The organism is Rhodococcus sp. 06-156-4, assembly GCF_002259345.1.
GTDB lineage: Bacteria > Actinomycetota > Actinomycetes > Mycobacteriales > Mycobacteriaceae > Rhodococcoides > Rhodococcoides fascians_E.
Map to the genome: position 1 here is coordinate 166,522 of NZ_NPGB01000003.1, position 14,321 is coordinate 180,842.

Below are 14,321 nucleotides of genomic sequence, written 5' to 3' on the forward strand. Positions count from 1 at the left end.
GTGTGGTTCACATCAGGCGGGGGCTGTGCCCGGTGTGAGTCCTGCAACGAGTTCTTCGAGTGATGGGGCGCTGTCGATGCGGTCGATGAACGCGACTTCCGTCCGGTATGCGGCTTCGCAGTGTGCAACTACCCGGGGCATCTCCGCGAACGGGATGATGCAGATGCCGTCCCCGTCGGCGACCACGTAGTCACCTGGAAGAACGGTGCAGCCCTGGACGGTGACGGGGCCATTCATCTCGGCGATGTCGTAGCGGTAGCGCGCTGCCGCAGGGTTGGTGGTGGCACCGAACACCGGGAGCCCCGATGCTCGGATGCTGTCGGTGTCGCGGACGGCGCCGTCGACGACGCACCCGGCGATACCTGCCTTGATTGCCCATCTGGCAGACAGGGCACCCATGACGGCGCCGGTGAGCGAACCGGAACAGTCCATCACAGCGACATCGCCGGGACGCCCGAGCCCGTACAGATCGCGGTCGCCGAAAATTCTTCCGCGTCCGGCGTGACGGTTGCTGCTCACATCGCCGTCCAGTGAAATGTAACGCAGGGTCACGGCCTGGCCGCAGAGACGGATCCCCGGCGTGATCGGCCGCAGCGCTGTCGAATCGAGAACGAACCCGACTCCGAGCTCGTCCAGTGCGTCGGCTACGGCAGACGACACGTCAGGGACAGCGAGCAACCGCGACACGAAATCGACGTCGTGCCGGGGCATGGACAGCGAGGCAATTTTGGAGTCCGGCGTCGTGGTGGTCATCCTGGCCCGGACGTCGGAATCGCGGCGAAGGTCAGACATTGTCGACCCCTGCGGGAACGCGTCGGGTGGTCGGCAAGGTGCGTCTGCGCGTGGCCTCGTAGTTGTCGATGTCGCCGACGTTGCGCAAAGTGAGACTGATGTCGTCGTACCCGTTGAGAAGCCGCATGCGTGCGTTGTCGTCGAGGTCGAACGCGTGGGTCCTACCCTCGCAGCGAACTTGGCGCTTGATCAGGTCGACTGTGATCGGGTCGCTCGGGGAGGTTTCGACGCTCTTCCACAGCAGATCGATCACCTGCTGATCCAAAGTGATGGTGAGCAAACCGTTCTTCAGTGAATTACCCCGGAAGATGTCCCCGAATCGCGGCGCGAAAACGACTCGGAATCCGTAGTTCTGCAACGCCCACACTGCCATCTCGCGCGACGAGCCGACACCGAAGTTCTCACCGGCGATCAGGACGGTCGCACCCTGGTGCTCCGGGCGATTCAGTACGAAGTCCGGCTGCGCACGCCAGTCGTGCATCAGGGCGTCTTCGTACCCCTCCTTGGTGACCCCTACGCAGAACCGAGCAGGAATGATCTGATCGGTGTCGACATCCGAGATCCGCAGCGGGAGACCGATTCCTGTGTGCTCGGTGAACGGTTTCATCAGAACAGTCCTTCCAGGTCAGCAGGCGCTGCAAGACGGCCCATCACTGCCGTCGCGGCTGCGACACCCGGCGATACGAGGTGCGTGCGCACCCCTCGTCCTTGGCGACCTTCGAAGTTGCGGTTGTTGGTCGATGCGGCCCGTTGGCCTGGTTGCAATCGATCGTCGTTCAGGGCAACGCACATCGAGCACCCCGAGTATCGCAGGGGGGCGCCTGCAGCTGCGAATATCTTGTCGAGCCCCTCGGAGATTGCCTGCGTGCGTACGGCTTCCGATCCAGGAACCAACAGAACCCGGACGCCGGGCGCAACGTGACGCCCTTTCCACACCTCGGCGACCTCTCGAAGGTCTTCGATCCTGCCATTCGTGCACGAACCGATGAACACGGCGTCTATCGGTACTTCGCGCAACACAGTTCCGGGCTCCAGGCCCATGTAACTCGACGCCCGCTCGGCAGCGGCCCGTTCGACAGAGTCGACGAACATCGCGGGGTCGGGCACGCGGTCAGCGATGCTCACCGACTGCGCAGGGTTCGTACCCCATGAGACCCGCGGCGCTATGGAGCCGGCATCGATGTGCACTTCCTTGTCGAAGACCGCGTCGTCGTCGGAGTAGAACGTGCGCCAGTACTCGGCTTCGACGTCGAATGCACCACCGACCGGGACGTGAGGCAGGCCGCGCAGATAGTCGACGGTCACGTCGTCGGGAGCAATGAGCCCCGCGCGGGCACCGGCTTCGATCGACATGTTGCACACGGTCATTCGCCCTTCCATCGACAGTGCTCGGATCGCTGCGCCTTGATACTCGATGACGTGTCCTTGGCCGCCGCTGGTACCGATTCGCTCGATGATGGCGAGGATCAGGTCCTTGGCGCCCGTACCCAGTGGCAGCTGCCCGTCCACCACGACGCGCATGTTCTTCATGGGGGCCATCGGCAGGGTCTGCGTTGCGAGGACATGTTCGACCTGACTCGTGCCGATTCCGAACGCCAGTACTCCGAACGCACCGTGCGTGCTGGTGTGTGAGTCGCAGCAGACCAGCGTCATTCCGGGCTGAGAGAGACCGAGCTCGGGCCCGATGACATGGACGATTCCGCGCGCTGAATCCCCCAGCGAATACAACTCGATTCCGAAGTCCGAGCAGTTGCGACGAATGTGGTCGAGCTGCTCGACTGCTGCTGGATCGGTGATCGTCCGCAACACGTCATCGGTAGGAGTGTTGTGATCCTCCGTGCCGAGCGTGAGTTCCGGCCTGCGGACCGTCCTACCCGCCTCCCGTATGCCTGCGAACGCAACGGGCGTGTTCACCTCGTGCAGCAGATGCATGTCGATGTAGATCAGATCGGGCTCGTCTTCGACAGAGCGAACAAGGTGACTCTGCCAGATCTTGTCCGCCAACGTGCTTCCCATGATCGGCACGGTTTCCTTCCACTAGTCGTGCGTTTCGAGGGTGGGCGAGAAGGCTTCATGTTCGGAAGGGCTGGCGCCGAACTCTGCGCCCACGACACTCGATGTGACACACAACATAGCTACACCTGTACCGTGAGATGAACCAGAAGGCAGATTCTGCTACCAAGTGCTCAAAACATGGTCGCGTGAACGCAGCCGAGTGCGCACTTGGATTAATTTCATGCATTTCACCGGGAGGATCCCATGGACGGCTTCGACAAACTCGATCTCGACTTGCTTCGACTCATGGTCGAAGAACCACGCGCCGGAGTACGCGAATACTCTCGACGACTGAACATTGCCCGAAACACAGCGCAGGCGCGCATGACAAAGCTGGAAAAAGCCGGCGTGATCGTCTCGTGGCGCCCGCAGATCAACTTGGCGCCGCTCGGATACACCGTGATGGCGTTCGTCCACGTGCACATTGCACAGAATCAGGTCGACGAGACACTGGAACGATTGCTCGCGGTGCCCGAGCTGATCGAGGCGAACACCGTCTCCGGCGAAGGCGACCTTCTCTGCCGCGTCGTCGCGCGCGACAACACCCACTTCGAGACGGTGTTGCAGGCGGTGATGAAGACGGACGGGGTGCTGCGGACACGCTCGGAAATCGTCTTGAGCCGACGCATCTGGCCGCGCACTATCCCCATCGTCGAGAAGATGCGTACCGAGATCTAGCTCATCAGCCCGCAATCGCGCACTTGGTAGTTGCGATCCGACAATAGCGAACTTCCATGGCCGTCCGACGGTCCCGACTGAGCATTTGGTAGTGCGCGTGCCCGCGTGACTCGAGTTCGCTGAGCACTTGGATCCTTTCTCGCCCAGCCGGTTGATTTGTGATGCCGATCACCTTTCAATAACGACGTGCAGTTACGTCACCCAGCCCCAGGGTGTGGCTCTGCCCGACATCGGCTCACTGCTCGTCGGCCCATCACCGACGACGCGCGCTCGGCCCATTTGACGAGCATCCACCGGAAGGTTCCTCGATGATCTACTTCATATCGATCGCGGCGCTCGTCGCGCTGTTCGCGATCGCCACCATGACTCCTATCAATATGGGGGTCCTGGCCTTTGCCGCAGCATTCGTAGTGGGTGGCTGGCTCTCCGGCCTGTCCATGGACGACATCTTCGGGTTCTTTCCCGGCAGCATCTTCACGATCATCGTGGGAATCACCCTGCTGTTCGGCATTGCCCGAGTGAACGGGACCGTCGACCTCATCGTTTCCGGCGCACTCAAACTCGTACGCGGCAAGCGTTGGGCGATCGTGTGGCTCATGTTCGTCCTCGGAGCAGGCTTGATGACCATGGGATCTGTACTCGCAGTGGGTATGCTCGCGCCCATCGCCATGCCTATCGCCAAGCGCTACAAGATCGATCCGCTCCTGATGGGCATGATGATCAGCCACGGTGTCCTCGGTGCGGCGTTCTCCCCGATCACCGTCTACGGCGCCTTCACCAACGGTTGGCTTCAGTCCGCGGGACTACCGACGAACCCACTGGCCCTGTACTTGATCCCCCTGGGACTGAGTTTCGTTCTTGCACTCGGACTGTTTCTCGTACGCGGCCGTGACCTGATGAAGTCCGACGGCCAAGTCATCGACATCGACGACTTCACCGGCGGCGGAGTCGCACCGACGACGTCCTCGAACGGCCCGCGCGGCACCCTCGTCGGTGCATCCGCGCCCTCCCAACAGGGAGTCACCGCGCGAGCCGGCGCAGGACCGATGGTCGTGACGACCGGGCCCACGCGGCCGGGACCGGACCGTCTCGGGGAAATAGAAGCGACCGGCTTCACACCGCTACGGATACTGACGTTGATCGGCATGGGAGCACTCCTGATCGGATCTGCGGTCTTCCAACTCGACGTCGGCGTCTGTTCGATGGTCATCGCAGCCGTCCTTCTCGTACTCGCTCCCAACAAGCACAAGCCGGCTGTCGACAACGTCACCTGGTCGGCCGTGCTCCTCGTGTGCGGGATGCTCACCTACATGGCCGTCATGCGTGAAAACGGGACATTGCAGTTCCTCGGTGACGCGGCAGCTTCCCTGAGCTCGCCTATCCTCACAGCCCTGATCCTGTGCTACGCCGTCGCGGCCGTTTCTGCCGTCGGATCGTCCATCGGGACACTCGGCATCGTCCTTCCCCTCGCCTCACCACTGCTGCTGCTCGGTGAACTCGGATTGATCGGTTTCATTGCCGCACTGTCGTTCTCCGCGGTCATCGTCGACGTCAGCCCGCTGTCGAGCAACGGTGTCATGGTCCTCGCCAATGCACAGGTACCGGACCGGGATGCGTTCCAGAAGCTCTTGTTCAAGTACACCGGTTACATCGTGGCCGTCGCACCGTTGCTCGCGTGGCTGGTAGTAGTCCTGCCCACCTCGCTCTGACCGACGGCTACGGTCAACGAATCCTTCGGCGGTAGCCGACCTGCGACGGCGCGAGGCTCGAAGCCTGTCGGGGCCCCACGCTGGTGACCATGAGACGGTCCAGATCGACCGGCCGGATCGGGGTCGCCACCGTGTATCCGAGGACGGCCAGCCGGATCGCGGATCGCATCACCCAGGATGGTTCGGGAAGCGCGTGAACTGTCCTGAGTTCTTCCGGAGCGATGGCAGAGATGATGGATTCCGAGTGGCGGCGCAGGCGCGGCGGGAGCACACGTTCGCCGAACGCAGCGATCAGGGATCGGGCGATGTCGCGTCCTTCGGAAGTGGGTGCGTACTCGCGTCGCTCGTAGTCGGCTGCCCACCGTTGCATCTGCCGCCGGGAGGCCGGTAGGTCGGTCAGATGCTGAAGCTCGGCAACCGATCGCCAGAATCGCCACTGCGCCTCCAGTTCCGACTTCGAGAACGGCGAGAAACCCTGGGACAAGGTGATGCGGTGTGGGTCGAGCGCAAGCGTGGAGAGCGTGTACAACGAGTCGTCGTTCCGCAGTGGGAAGTGAGAGTGAATATCGTTCAGTCGCTCGATCCACGCGAGCCCCGTCGGCGACGTTGGGCCATGGTCGAGGAGACGACCGAAGAACAGCAGGGTGTCGTCGTTACGGTCGACGGGAAACCGCAGGATGTCGCCGGTTCCTCGGCGGTGAAGGATCCGAGCCATCGTCGGGACCGCGACCTGCTTCATGAACGCCACGGTGAACAGCGCGTAGGTCAGCACGGGGCTGCCGTGAAGCACTACCAGTGAGAGCCTTGCTATTTCATCGGCGTCTTCGACCGGATCCAGGCGACGAATCCGTCGGGTGACCACAAAACCGGGACGCAGCTTCACAGTACGGGCTCCAATCGGACGACCGCGCGACCACCGAGGTCGACCTGTATCCGCGCACGACCGTTGTCGTCGGCAGTGACGATTGCGTCGAGAGTCCCCGTCGCGCGGTAGCTACCGAACGGTTCGAGCCGATCGACGATCAAAGTGACTCTCCGCGGCGAAGCACCCGGATACAGGACCAAATCGAGCGCGGCTCCATCGGTGACAGCCCGTGCCACGAGTACATCCGGATACGCCGCCTCGGCGAGCTGGGGCCCGGACAGCCATCGAGCCGGAAGGCCGCCCCCGATGAGATCGCGGTTGACCGACGGCCGCGCGAATCGCGCCATCAGGGAGTACAGGTTGCATTGGGTGGACAGATCGCTGTAATGAGCCACGCCCTCGTTGCGTTCGACGGTCTGCTCGGTGTCGACGTATTGGAATGCGCTGTCGGCAATGTCCTCGGATCCCATCTCGCGAGCAGTCAGCGACAGAAAGACGTTCGCGAACGAGTCGCTACCGAACGAGTAGTCACCCACATCGCACCGGTTCGCGGCAGTCCGTGGCAGGAGGTACCTGTCGCCGTCGAACTTCAGCGAGTCACGTCTGGTCAGCCACCATGCCCGTTGCGCGTGACCGGGAAGGAACGAGTTCATCCAATAGGTGGTCGGAAGGCTCACCCCCTCGCTCGCCCAGATGTTCCACGACAGCCCCAACGTTTCGTTACGGACTCCGATCAACTTTCCGTCGGGCCGCTGGAACTCGTCCTCGTAGCTCCGCGAGATGGATTCACTCAGCTCGGCGAAGTAGTCGGTGCGATGGAGTCGGTCGTGCAGGATCAGCGTGTTGACTCCGAAGCTGTTGCACACCGGATATATCCACCGAGGCTCGCAGGAGTACAAGGTGAAAGGCGACCGAGTCATGTTCCGGTGTATCGATGCGGCGACGGTGTGAAAGTCGTGTCGATACTGTTCGTCGTCCGACCACGTGTAGGTGAGTCCGCCCTCGCGGGAGAATCTGGCGTCTCCGAAACTCTCGTACATTCCGACCGCCACGCCCTGCCAGCCGGTCAGCATCACGTTGTCCTTGTTGAGCACCGGGTCTCGCCCCAATGACAGCCTGCCCCAGGCATTCTCCCGCGCCCAGTACCCCCAGACCTTCCGATCACCCATCTTCAGAATTGAATTTTCCTGCGCCTCGGCCAGGTACCCGGAGAACGCCGGAGTACGGGTGTACCGAAACATCGACAGTGCATACCCGAGAATGCTCAGCTGGTAGCGGAGCGCTGCTTCTCGGTACTGGTCACGGCGATCGAAGCCGACGAACTCCGGAAGCGGTTGCAACGCAAGATCCAACGCGAACCGAAAATGCTCGAGATCGCGGATCGACGCTTCCCCGACCGGAGGCTCGGGAGACGACGGGACTGCCGGCTCGAAGAACTCCACTCTCGACAGTTCGTCGTTGAGCGCCACCGCCGTCGCACACTGTCGTCGATGACGTACCGCGTGAACAGACAGCGTGAGAACCGCGGCGACCGGGACGAATCCGGCCGTCACCGCCACTCCTACCGGGGAGAGATGCCCGTGATGGTGGGTGAACGAAGCCTCGACGAGCAGGCCGATCCATACGATGACGGGCGCGACGACGGCACCGATCATCCACCACAGCAGCAACGCGAGCGCGAAGGCCGCGAGCGCCAGACCCGCGTGTACGACGTTGCCCGACGCGAGGTGTCCGCCACCCGGGAGAAGCAGACCCGCCGCCGCAACGGCACTTCGCCCGTCGCCGAACGCGGCAACGCACACAGCAAAGACCCACACGATCGAGTACACCGCTCCGGCGCGCACCAACTTCGACCTCGTCACCGGGGAAATCAGCGGCGGCGACGTCGGCAGTGGTCGCGCGCGCACCATCCGTCCCTGGCGGTCGGCCAGCGCGCTCATCGCGCCACGCCCGCGAACGGGGCATCGTCGGCGACGACGGTACGTCGAGCAGCAGGAGGCATCGCCCGAGTCCCGGAGTCCTCACGCCCGAGCACGGGCCGCGCGGCCGTCGACACCTTCCTCAACGCAACCATCAGTAGGAGGGGAATCACGCAACACAGCATCGAACTCTCCAATCCGAAACGAGAACGTACCAGTTTCACTCACGGTAGGTCAGGATGCAGCACAGGTCAATGGCGGTTGTTCGAACCCTCGGGAACGAGAGGTGCCATCCGGTGACACGATGGACGCATGGGAGTGCCAGCCGAGCAGACCGAACGACCCTACGGCGGCGAGAGCGCGTCGACCCGCCGTCTCGGGCGGCGGCAGCGGCTGATGGATTCGGTATTGGACATCGTCGGCGAACACGGAATCGCCAACCTGAACGTCGGAATCGTCTGCGAACGGGCATCGGTGTCCAAACGCCATTTCTACGAAAGCTTCGACAATCTGGACGACCTCACCGGTCAGACCTTGACCGTTGTACTCGACGGAGTGTTCACGCAGGTCGGCGGTGCACCCGAGGAAAGCGTCACGCTCGCCGACGACGCAGGCACCATCGAAGCCGCGGTGCGTGCGGTACTCGCCGCCTTCGACGACGCCCGCGCGGCCCGGTTGTACCTGGAAGCGCCGGGAAACACCGGACTGCGTCGAGCCCGCGACAATGCAGTCGACCGCCTCGTCGAGCAATTTCTGCTCGCCCTCACCGCCGAGCAGTCCGCATCACCTCGCGCACGGCTCATTGCGCGCGTCCTCGTCGCCGGCACAACCGAAGTCGTAGCACTCTGGTTACAGGGAGACCTGGAACTGACGCGAGACGAGGTCGTCGCACCCCTCGTCACACTCGGGGTCGACTCGTTGGCGCGAATCCGCCAGTCGGGCGATCAATAGAGCCCGCTGCCGACGGACCGCGCTGCGAATGCGGTCCAGCGATCATGCCTGCCGATCAAGCGAGTAGTACACCGATCTGCGACTCGATCTCCGCGACCACTTCGACGAGTGTTTTCTCGACGTTGATCGTGGTGGCCATGGCGACGAACATGATGGCGGAGACGATGTGCGCCGTCATCGCGGCGCGCTCGGGATCCCGAGAACCGTCGCGCGTCAGCACCGCGGCGATCTCACTCTCAGTCTCCCCGAGCAGCGCCAACGCGACACCGTGATACGGCTCGTGCGGGTCTCCGAAGACGATCTCGCGCAGATACGTACGTCCGTTGTCGACCTGTTTTCGATTGCATTCGACAACGGGCCGCACGATCGCCATCACTGCGGCGAGTGGGTCCTCGATGCCTGCCGCCGCCATTCGGCCCCTCTCCAACGCCTCGCCGTAGGTCGAGTTCTGCACCAGCAGTAGTAGCTCACCCTTCGTCTTCGCGTAGAGGAACAACGTACCGGTGCCGATATCGGCTTTGTCGGCGATTTCCTGGGTCGTCACCTCGTCGACCCCTCGCTCGAGGAAGAGCTCGCGAGCCGCCGCTGTGATGCGCGCCAGCTTCTCCTGCTTGTTCCGCTCCCGCCGCCCCATCGGCTGTTGGCGAGCATTCGACATCGGACCACACTTTCGAGGAATAATACTGACCGCACTCAGTTATGAGTATAGTCAGAGCAGTTCGTACCTTGCCTAGGAGCACACATCATGCCAACTCTCGCGAACTCGGTCGCACTCGTCACCGGCGCCGAGGCCGGACCGAGTCGACCCGCCGAGTCCGTCCACCCCCAACTCCTGAGTGTTCAGGCATGACGTTTCGACACGACCGCTCCCACCGGAAGGCAACGCGATGAAGGCATTCGTTCTCGCCGAGTACAAGAAACCCCTCGAACTGCGCGACGTCGCCGAGCCCACCGTCGGAGCCGACGAAGCGCTCGTGCGGGTCGAGGCGGCTGGACTCAACCAGCTGGACGAGAAAACGCGCTTGGGAGAATTCAAGCTGATCCTCCCGTATGCCCTCCCTCAGACTCTCGGTCACGACGTCGCCGGCACAGTCGTCGAGGTCGGCGCGAACGTACGCAGCGTCGCTCCCGGCGACAAGGTCTACGCCTGCGTCGGCAAGAATCACGTCGGCACGTTCGCCGAGAAGGTCGTCGTCGACGCGGCTGATCTCGCGCCGCGGCCAACGAGCGTCACCGCCGCCGAGGCAGGCTCCCTTCCCCTCGTGGCGCTCACCGCGTGGCAGGCATTGGTGGAGATCGGCAATGTCCGACCCGGCCAGAAGGTCCTGATCCATGCCGGCTCCGGCGGCGTCGGCACCATCGCAATCCAATTGGCCAAACATTTGGGTGCGATGGTCACCACCACCGCAAGCACATCCAACGCAGACTTCCTCCGCGAACTCGGCGCCGACCGCGTGATCGACTATCACACCGAGGATTTCGCAGATCTCGGTGCCGACTATGACCTGGTCCTCGACAGCGTCGGCGGAGAGAATCTCGAGAAGTCTCTCCGCATTCTCCGACGAGGCGGAACGGCAATCGGCCTCGTCGGACCGCCGGACCCTGCGTTCGCCCGAGACGCAGGCCTCAACCCGTTCGTACGCACAGCGATTCGTCTTCTGAGCCGAAAAATTCGCCGGAAAGCGAAAGCTCTGGGAGTCACGTACCGATTTCTGTTCATGCGATCCGACGGCGAACAACTACGCCGCATCACCGAGCTCGTCGACAGCGGAACCATCCGACCGATCGTCGGAGCAACCGTTCCGTTCGACCAGACATCACATGCTCTGCGCTCACTCGGCCGCGGCGTCCGCGGCAAGACCGTCGTCACCCTCCCCCACCACTGAAGGAAACACCATGAACAGCGACAACAACGTGATCAAGTCCTACGCAGCCGCCCCGGTGCGATCGATCACCGCCGGAGGCACCTCGTACTCCTATCGAGAACTCGGCCCGGAAGGGGGCATACCCGTCGTCTTCTTCGTTCATCTCGCTGCGAACCTGGACAACTGGGATCCGCGCATCGTCGACGCGATCGCGCAGACCCGCCACGTCATCACCTTCGACAACAAAGGCGTCGGCGCATCCTCGGGCACCGTACCCGGCACCATCGAAGAAGCCGCCGACGACGCCTACACCTTCATCCGCGCACTCGGCTTCGACACCATCGACATCTTTTCGTTCTCCCTCGGCGGCATGATCGCCCAGGACCTCACCGTGAAGCACCCCGAGCTCGTGCGCAAGCTGGTCCTCACCGGCACCGGGCCCCGCGGAGGACACGACATCGACAAGGTCGCCGGCGTCACCTACTGGGACATTCTGCGCGCCACCCTCACCCGCTCGGATCCGAAGGAATTCCTCTTCTTCAACCGCAACACCACGGGCAAACGCGCGGGCAAAGCTTTCGTCGAACGTCTGAAAGAACGCACGAACAACCGAGACGAAGACGTCAGCATCAGCGCGTTCCGAACCCAGCTCTCCGCGATCAAGAAGTACGGCCGGTCCCGCCCGTCGGACCTGTCGAAGATCACTCAGCCGACCTTGATCGCCAACGGCGACAACGACCGCATGGTGCCCAGCGACCTGTCCGAGGACATGCACCGCCGCATCGCAGGCAGCGAACTCGTCATCTACCCCGACTCCGGACACGGTGGCATTTTCCAGTACCACGAACAGTTCGCACCCACCGCAGTCGAGTTCCTCGACCGCTGATGCAGCAGACGACCGGATCGACGTTGGTCAGATCTATTGGTCGGCGAGACCCGTTGCTGTCGAAAGGTACTCACGTGCGTCCCGAAATGTTTGCGTTACGCCGCGTCCCGCGACGGCACGGTACCGACTGATCTGATCGTCGTCGAGAAGATCGAGCACCGTGCTGGAATCGGTGTGCATCCATCCGCCGTCGCGGACCAGTTCGTGGGCACGTTTGCCCTGCAGGGCAGAAATGCCCTCGACCCGGATTCCATTCGGGTCGGTCGACGCCGCGATGTAATAGGCCTTCTTGCCGGGGTAACCGGCCTTGACCTTCGCACGCAACCGCAGGACAGCGTCGACCGCGTCGTCGATGGCAGACGACTGCTCGTCGGAACCCGAATCGGCAGCAGCGACTCGCGCAATCTCCGCATCCAGTCCAGCAAGCAACGTGGCCAGGTATTCGAGATCGCTCATCGACTCATGATGCCCTACGAGCGAACGTTCCTGAACCGGCACCCGAGGAGCAGAGGTTCGCGCCGTTGCCCTGTCGGACAGAACAGTCGGCAATCGAAAGGAACCGAAATCGAATCACACGCTGCCTACGTTCACCCGGAACGATCCGCGCGCGGATTCTTGTCCGCTCAGGCGCCGACGGCGAGCGTGAGGTTCTCTGCGACCTCCCACAAGCGGCGCTCACGCTGAGGGTCGTAGGACTCGTCCGACGAGGGGACTACCTTCGCGCGATCGACGTAGGCACCGGACGGTGCGGGTGTGCGTCCGACGACGAGATCGGCCAGGTATCTACCAGCCGCGTTCCGGCTGGTAGCGGCCGGAGTGATCGTCATGAGCGGCATGATTCGAGCCATCGCGAACCGGGCGACAGCTCCCGCGTCACGGGCGAGGCCGGTGCCGGGCACGAAACCGGGGTTGTAGCCGACAACGTCGACTCCGGCCGGCAGCCGTCGCGCGAATTCGTGCACCTGATAGATCGCCGCGAGCTTGCTCGTCGAATAGGCAGTGCGCCCTGCGGCAACCGTTTCCGATTTCGGGAATGCACCAGTGCAGGCCAGCGCAGTGGGGTCCTGCCACTGCGGGCCGGGCACCATGCCCATGTTGTGTGCGAAGTCGCCGAAATGTGTGTCGCTGACCGTGATCACGATCCGAGACGGTGCAATGAACCGATCCTGCAGAACGCGGATCAGGAGGTGATTGGCGAGGACGTTCGTGGCAAACGTGGCCTCGAACCCGTCCGGACTCCCTGTCACAGCGTTCGTGAATTGCAACCCGGCATTGGCCACCAGTGCACGCAGCGGCGGCAACTCTCCGGTGTCCAGTCGTGCAACTATCTCGTCCGCGGCGCGACGAACGCTCGGCATCGACGACAGATCCGCGTCGATCGCCGTCACCGACCGCCCGTCTCGACGCAACTCCGCAGCCAACTCTTCGCCCCCAGCACCTCGGGCCAGCAGCACGAGGTGAGCACTCGGATCTCCCTCGAGGATCTGCGAGACCGCGACGCGGCCGATTCCGCGAGTGGCACCGGTCATCACGATGGTGTGGGTCATAGTGGAACCTCCGACAAAGCTCGATACAAGCACCACCTCGTGTGGTGCATCCCTGAGTTTTCCGAGTGCATCGACTCTCAACCAGAGCATCGATGACCCTAGGGACCACCGGTACCTAGGCAGAGGGCCGATGTTCGGACGAAAATGACAGGCATGACCTCCGCCACCTTCGGACAGTTGCTTCATCGATGGCGCGACCGGCTCGCACCACGCGATGCGGGCATCACCGTCACCACTCGCCGACGTGCTCCCGGGTTACGGCGCGAGGAACTCGCCCAACTGGCGGGACTGTCGGTCGACTACGTAGTTCGACTCGAGCACGACCGCGCTGTACGTCCCTCGGCACAAGTTGTCACCGCACTGGCACGTGCACTGCAACTATCCCGCGCCGAGCGCGATCAGCTCTTTCTCAGCGCAGGCCTGCTTCCACCCCGAGACAGCACGATCAGTACCCACATCCCCGCCGGAGTTCAACGTCTGCTCTCGCGACTCGACAGAGCACCGATCGGCGTCTTCGCCGCCGACTGGACCCTGCTGTCCTGGAACTCGGCGTGGACAGCACTGCACGGAGATCCCGCCGCTCTGCATCTCACCGAACGCAACCTCGCACGCGCCATCTTCGGACGCGGGCCCGCACATGCCGCACTACGACCGTCCCGATCGACGAGTGGGGACGGATTCGAAATCAGCGTCGTCGCCGATCTCGCGGATGCTGCCGCACGCTATCCCCAAGACCCCGGGCTCACAGCCCTCATCCAGGACCTGGCGAATACATCCGCACGCTTCGGCGACCTCTGGTCCAAAGCCACACCATCGCACCATGGCAGCGAACGCAAAACCATCACCCACCCCGTCGTCGGCGACATCACCCTCGACTGCGACGTCCTCACCGTTCCCGGGGTCGACCTCCGAGTCGTCGCTTACACCGTGGGCGCAGGAACCGACGACGAGACCAAACTCGACCTGCTCCGCGTCACCGGCGGGATGATGACCAACACGTAAGGCATCGCCGAACGGGTTTACCGCCGCAAGCGGGACCAGGCGCGACGTCGAC

General features: G+C 63.1%; 15 protein-coding genes. 6 read left to right on the forward strand and 9 right to left on the reverse strand.

The window, feature by feature from the left end; genetic code table 11:
- Positions 1 to 12: 12 nt before the first annotated feature.
- The 3 genes from CH290_RS00975 to leuC are packed head-to-tail and all read right to left on the reverse strand — an operon-like array spanning position 13 to position 2,808.
- Positions 13 to 792: an RraA family protein gene (locus CH290_RS00975; protein ID WP_033189208.1), complete on the reverse strand. Its 780-nt coding sequence runs from the start codon at positions 790 to 792 to the stop codon at positions 13 to 15.
- On the reverse strand, positions 785 to 1,399 hold the full coding sequence (leuD, locus tag CH290_RS00980) for a 3-isopropylmalate dehydratase small subunit (RefSeq protein ID WP_033189207.1): 615 nt from the start codon (positions 1,397 to 1,399) through the stop codon (positions 785 to 787). The genes CH290_RS00975 and leuD overlap by 8 nt, the downstream gene beginning before the upstream one ends.
- Positions 1,399 to 2,808, reverse strand: a complete 1,410-nt coding sequence (gene leuC / locus CH290_RS00985) for a 3-isopropylmalate dehydratase large subunit (RefSeq protein WP_033189206.1) — start codon at positions 2,806 to 2,808, stop codon at positions 1,399 to 1,401. Before leuC ends, leuD begins: the two co-directional genes overlap by 1 nt.
- 243 nt (positions 2,809 to 3,051) lie before the next feature.
- Here leuC and CH290_RS00990 point away from each other — a divergent pair, with 243 nt between their 5' ends.
- Together CH290_RS00990 and CH290_RS00995 are read left to right on the forward strand one after the other, a co-directional pair.
- Positions 3,052 to 3,525 carry an Lrp/AsnC family transcriptional regulator gene (locus tag CH290_RS00990; RefSeq protein WP_033189205.1) on the forward strand — a complete coding sequence of 158 codons (474 nt, stop codon included), beginning with the start codon at positions 3,052 to 3,054 and terminating at the stop codon, positions 3,523 to 3,525.
- A 308-nt stretch (positions 3,526 to 3,833) separates the two neighbouring features.
- Entirely contained in the window at positions 3,834 to 5,234 is a 1,401-nt protein-coding gene (locus CH290_RS00995; protein WP_033189204.1) for an SLC13 family permease, read from the forward strand.
- 13 nt (positions 5,235 to 5,247) lie between these two features.
- Here the strand turns inward: CH290_RS00995 and CH290_RS01000 are convergent, their stop codons facing one another.
- Genes CH290_RS01000 through CH290_RS30105 form a run of 3 tightly spaced genes read right to left on the reverse strand, consistent with a single transcriptional unit; the run spans position 5,248 to position 8,191 of the window.
- Complete coding sequence (locus tag CH290_RS01000) at positions 5,248 to 6,117, reverse strand: oxygenase MpaB family protein (protein WP_080748712.1); 870 nt, start codon at positions 6,115 to 6,117, stop codon at positions 5,248 to 5,250.
- The gene (locus tag CH290_RS01005; RefSeq protein ID WP_052083147.1) at positions 6,114 to 8,039 is read right to left on the reverse strand and encodes a linalool dehydratase/isomerase domain-containing protein; all 1,926 of its coding nucleotides are present in this window, start codon (positions 8,037 to 8,039) and stop codon (positions 6,114 to 6,116) included. Before CH290_RS01005 ends, CH290_RS01000 begins: the two co-directional genes overlap by 4 nt.
- Positions 8,036 to 8,191, reverse strand: a complete 156-nt coding sequence (locus CH290_RS30105; protein WP_155295522.1) for a hypothetical protein — start codon at positions 8,189 to 8,191, stop codon at positions 8,036 to 8,038. The genes CH290_RS01005 and CH290_RS30105 overlap by 4 nt, the downstream gene beginning before the upstream one ends.
- 139 nt (positions 8,192 to 8,330) lie before the next feature.
- On the opposite strand from CH290_RS30105, the gene CH290_RS01010 reads away from it, so the two are divergent.
- Positions 8,331 to 8,969 (forward strand): TetR/AcrR family transcriptional regulator, encoded by a 639-nt coding sequence (locus CH290_RS01010; protein WP_033189203.1) that lies wholly within the window; start codon positions 8,331 to 8,333, stop codon positions 8,967 to 8,969.
- Between the two features lie 55 nt (positions 8,970 to 9,024).
- On the opposite strand, the gene CH290_RS01015 is transcribed toward CH290_RS01010, so the two are convergent.
- Complete coding sequence (locus CH290_RS01015; RefSeq protein WP_033189202.1) at positions 9,025 to 9,627, reverse strand: TetR/AcrR family transcriptional regulator; 603 nt, start codon at positions 9,625 to 9,627, stop codon at positions 9,025 to 9,027.
- A gap of 229 nt (positions 9,628 to 9,856) precedes the next feature.
- Here CH290_RS01015 and CH290_RS01020 point away from each other — a divergent pair, with 229 nt between their 5' ends.
- Together CH290_RS01020 and CH290_RS01025 are read left to right on the forward strand one after the other, a co-directional pair.
- On the forward strand, positions 9,857 to 10,855 hold the full coding sequence (locus tag CH290_RS01020) for an NADP-dependent oxidoreductase (RefSeq protein WP_033189201.1): 999 nt from the start codon (positions 9,857 to 9,859) through the stop codon (positions 10,853 to 10,855).
- A gap of 10 nt (positions 10,856 to 10,865) precedes the next feature.
- Positions 10,866 to 11,720, forward strand: a complete 855-nt coding sequence (locus CH290_RS01025; protein ID WP_019663774.1) for an alpha/beta fold hydrolase — start codon at positions 10,866 to 10,868, stop codon at positions 11,718 to 11,720.
- Between the two features lie 33 nt (positions 11,721 to 11,753).
- Here CH290_RS01025 and CH290_RS01030 read toward each other — a convergent pair whose 3' ends face one another.
- Positions 11,754 to 12,176: a hypothetical protein gene (locus CH290_RS01030; protein ID WP_020111923.1), complete on the reverse strand. Its 423-nt coding sequence runs from the start codon at positions 12,174 to 12,176 to the stop codon at positions 11,754 to 11,756.
- A 167-nt stretch (positions 12,177 to 12,343) separates the two neighbouring features.
- Positions 12,344 to 13,267: an SDR family NAD(P)-dependent oxidoreductase gene (locus CH290_RS01035; RefSeq protein WP_033189200.1), complete on the reverse strand. Its 924-nt coding sequence runs from the start codon at positions 13,265 to 13,267 to the stop codon at positions 12,344 to 12,346.
- Positions 13,268 to 13,420: 153 nt separating this feature from the next.
- Between CH290_RS01035 and CH290_RS01040 the strand changes: the two genes are divergently transcribed.
- Positions 13,421 to 14,269, forward strand: coding sequence for a helix-turn-helix transcriptional regulator (locus tag CH290_RS01040; RefSeq protein WP_033189199.1), 849 nt, complete (start codon positions 13,421 to 13,423; stop codon positions 14,267 to 14,269).
- Positions 14,270 to 14,321 lie beyond the last annotated feature (52 nt).

What these genes read in the sequence shown, in the direction of transcription:
- CH290_RS00975 (WP_033189208.1), bottom strand. Translation starts at nt 792, where the DNA reads ATGTCTGACCTTCGCCGCGATTCCGACGTCCGGGCCAGGATGACCACC.
- leuD (WP_033189207.1), bottom strand. Translation starts at nt 1,399, where the DNA reads ATGAAACCGTTCACCGAGCACACAGGAATCGGTCTCCCGCTGCGGATC.
- leuC (WP_033189206.1), bottom strand. Translation starts at nt 2,808, where the DNA reads ATGGGAAGCACGTTGGCGGACAAGATCTGGCAGAGTCACCTTGTTCGC.
- CH290_RS00990 (WP_033189205.1), top strand. Translation starts at nt 3,052, where the DNA reads ATGGACGGCTTCGACAAACTCGATCTCGACTTGCTTCGACTCATGGTC.
- CH290_RS00995 (WP_033189204.1), top strand. Translation starts at nt 3,834, where the DNA reads ATGATCTACTTCATATCGATCGCGGCGCTCGTCGCGCTGTTCGCGATC.
- CH290_RS01005 (WP_052083147.1), bottom strand. Translation starts at nt 8,039, where the DNA reads ATGAGCGCGCTGGCCGACCGCCAGGGACGGATGGTGCGCGCGCGACCA.
- CH290_RS01010 (WP_033189203.1), top strand. Translation starts at nt 8,331, where the DNA reads ATGGGAGTGCCAGCCGAGCAGACCGAACGACCCTACGGCGGCGAGAGC.
- CH290_RS01015 (WP_033189202.1), bottom strand. Translation starts at nt 9,627, where the DNA reads ATGTCGAATGCTCGCCAACAGCCGATGGGGCGGCGGGAGCGGAACAAG.
- CH290_RS01020 (WP_033189201.1), top strand. Translation starts at nt 9,857, where the DNA reads ATGAAGGCATTCGTTCTCGCCGAGTACAAGAAACCCCTCGAACTGCGC.
- CH290_RS01025 (WP_019663774.1), top strand. Translation starts at nt 10,866, where the DNA reads ATGAACAGCGACAACAACGTGATCAAGTCCTACGCAGCCGCCCCGGTG.
- CH290_RS01030 (WP_020111923.1), bottom strand. Translation starts at nt 12,176, where the DNA reads ATGAGCGATCTCGAATACCTGGCCACGTTGCTTGCTGGACTGGATGCG.
- CH290_RS01035 (WP_033189200.1), bottom strand. Translation starts at nt 13,267, where the DNA reads ATGACCCACACCATCGTGATGACCGGTGCCACTCGCGGAATCGGCCGC.
- CH290_RS01040 (WP_033189199.1), top strand. Translation starts at nt 13,421, where the DNA reads ATGACCTCCGCCACCTTCGGACAGTTGCTTCATCGATGGCGCGACCGG.